The sequence below is a fragment of the Saccharopolyspora oryzae genome (assembly GCF_027853915.1).
Lineage (GTDB): Bacteria > Actinomycetota > Actinomycetes > Mycobacteriales > Pseudonocardiaceae > Saccharopolyspora > Saccharopolyspora oryzae.
This window is the reverse complement of record NZ_JAQGLA010000183.1, coordinates 1-2,064: the sequence shown is the minus strand read 5'-3', so window position 1 is coordinate 2,064 and position 2,064 is coordinate 1. Positions and strand designations below refer to the sequence as shown.

The following is a 2,064-nucleotide window of genomic DNA, read 5'->3' as shown; positions in this document are numbered from 1 at the left end:
CCGGGCGGATCGCCGAACTGCTCGGGGACGCTTCGGTGCTGGAAGCGCACGCGCGGACGCACCCGGTGCGCACGGCGTACCTGCCGCCGAACCGCGGCGAGCGGATCGAGGCGTGCGTGGCGCGGGCGGTGCGCACGGCCTTCGCGGAGCAGGACGGCGACGTGCTGGCCTTCCTGCCCGGCGCCGCCGAGATCCGCCGCGTCGCCGGACACCTGGCCGGGTCCGATGTGGACGTTCTGCCGCTGCACGGGAGATTGCCGCGCGCGCAACAGGATTCGGCGCTGAAGGTGGGGAAGCGGCGCAGGGTGGTGCTGGCGACGGCGGTCGCCGAGTCGAGCCTGACGGTGCCGGGCGTGCGCGCGGTGGTCGACTCCGGTCTCGCCCGCGTATCGCGCGTAGACAACCGGCGCGGTCTGTCCGGGCTCGCCACCGTGCGGGTTTCGGCAGCGGTCGCCGACCAGCGTGCCGGTCGCGCCGGGCGGCAGGGGCCGGGCGTGGTCTACCGCTGCTGGCCGGAGCACGAGCACAGCACGCTCCCGGCCTACCCGGAGCCGGAGATCCGGACCGCGGAGCTGACCCGGTTGGCGCTGGAGCTGGCTTGCTGGGGCACCCCCGACGGATCGGCGCTGGCCTGGTGGGACGAGCCGCCGACCGGTGCGCTCGCCGCCGGCCGGGAGGTGCTGCACGGCCTCGGCGCCCTGGACTCCTCCGGCGCGGTGACCGGCCGCGGGCGCCGGATGGCGGAGCTCGGCCTGCACCCCCGGTTGGCCCGCGCGCTGCTGGACGGGGCTGAGCTGGTAGGTGCCGACATCGCGGCGGAAGTGGTCGCGCTGCTCGACAACGATGCGCTGACCAACGAGATCGACGTGAACTCCGCGCTCGCCGGGTTGCGGCGCGGCGGTCCGGGCAGCGACCGGTGGCGCAGCGAGGTCCGCAGGCTCCGGTCGTTGGTGAAGGGGAGCGGCGGGGGCGGTGATGCGGCGCTGGTCGTTGCGCTCGCGCAGCCGGAACGGCTGGCCAGGCGCCGCGATGCGGAATCGAACGTGTACTTGATGGCCTCGGGGACCGCGGCGCAGTTGCCGGCCGGTTCGAGCGTGCGCGGCTCGGAATGGCTCGCCGTCGCTGTCGCCGACCGGGCGCCCGGCAGCGCCCACGGCATGATCCGGCTGGCTGCTCCGGCCGACGAGGAGTTGGCCCGCGAAGCCGCGCCCGCGCTGGTCGGCACGGCTGACGAGATCGGCTGGGTGGACGGCGACGTGCGGGCGGTCCGCGTCGAGCGGCTCGGCGCGATCACGTTGGGACAGCGGCAGATCCGCGATCCCGACCCCGCCGAGGTTCGCCGCGCGCTGTTGGACGGACTCCGCGAGGACGGGCTGGAACTGCTGGACTGGAGCGACGACGCACGACGCCTGCGGCAGCGCCTCGGCTTCCTGCACGACGTGCTCGGCGATCCCTGGCCGGCGACCGACGACGAGTCCCTCCTGTCCGCAGTGGACAGTTGGCTGGAACCGGAGCTCAGCAACGCCCGTCGCCGCGCGGACCTGCGGATCTCGGCGGGTGCGGCGTTGCGCCGCCTGGTCCCCTGGTCGGTGGCCGGGCGGTTGGACGAGCTGGCGCCGGACCGCATCGAGGTGCCCTCCGGCTCCCGGATCAAGGTCGACTACACCGATCGGCCGGTGCTCCCGGTGAAGCTGCAGGAGGTCTTCGGCTGGTCCGAGGCCCCGAGCATCGCCGACGGCCGGATCCCGCTGGTCCTGCACCTGCTGTCCCCGGCGGGCCGACCGGCCGCGGTCACCTCGGACCTGAAGTCCTTCTGGGCCAACGGATACCACCAGGTCCGCTCGGAACTCCGAGGCCGCTACCCCAAGCACCCCTGGCCGGAAGACCCCACCACGGCAACCCCGACCCGCCGCACCAAACGCTCCTGACCCCGGCTCGGACCCACCGTGCTCCTGTCAAGTCGAAACCACAGTTTCAATTGAAACTGCAGATCCCACCCACGGCGGATCACAGTTTCAATTGAAACTGCACACCCGGGCGTGTCGGGACCCCGGCGTGGGGGGG

The 2,064-nt window shown here is 73.6% G+C and carries 1 protein-coding gene; it reads left to right on the top strand.

The genetic code is table 11. The features are described 5' to 3' along the window. On the top strand, positions 1-1,928 hold a 1,928-nt coding region (gene hrpB / locus OU415_RS38115; RefSeq protein WP_270954672.1), incomplete at its 5' end, for an ATP-dependent helicase HrpB. Between the last annotated feature and the right edge of the window lie 136 nt (positions 1,929-2,064).